This window comes from Streptomyces sp. SID12501 (assembly GCF_010550245.1).
GTDB lineage: Bacteria > Actinomycetota > Actinomycetes > Streptomycetales > Streptomycetaceae > Streptomyces.
The window spans coordinates 1-495 of record NZ_JAAGLU010000479.1 but is presented as its reverse complement, the minus strand read 5'-3'; the positions used below and the strand labels follow the sequence as shown (position 1 = coordinate 495).

Annotated in this window: 1 pseudogene; it reads right to left on the bottom strand. The window is 70.1% G+C overall.

From position 1 onward, the window contains the following. Positions 1 to 33: 33 nt before the first annotated feature. Positions 34 to 495, bottom strand: a pseudogene (locus G3I71_RS46870) (HAD family hydrolase); the annotation flags it as partial.

The following is a 495-nucleotide window of genomic DNA, read 5'->3' as shown; positions in this document are numbered from 1 at the left end:
GCCTACACTCTTTACCTACCGGACGCCCTTCCGATTTGCCTGGGCCAGGGCGCGGGTGCCCGGCCAGATCCGCTCGGCCATGTACTCGTCGTAGATCTCCTCGCCGATCGACATCAGCTCGGAGACCTTGTGGCCCTTGACGATGGACAGGGCGCTGTCGCGGGCGTCCTGCATGTGCTCGGGGTCCTCGACGCCGGCGAGCCGGAACCAGGCCTGCTGCCAGGCGAAGCGGGCCAGTTCGCGGCGGCGGAAGAACTCGCGCTTGTAGAGGCCGCGACCGAAGTGGAAGATCGCGGCGCCCTGCATGACGGTGTTGTCGAGGTCGAAGAAGGCGGCGGCGCGGTCGTCGCCGGCGACGGGGAACGCGGGCTCCTCGGGGGAGGCGGCGTCCGGTTCTTCCGGTGCCTTGGTCAGGAGGGCGGATTCGTCCTCGGCCGAGGTCTTGCGTGCGGCCTCGGCCGCGGCCTCGCCTGCCAGGACGCTCCGTGCAGTCGC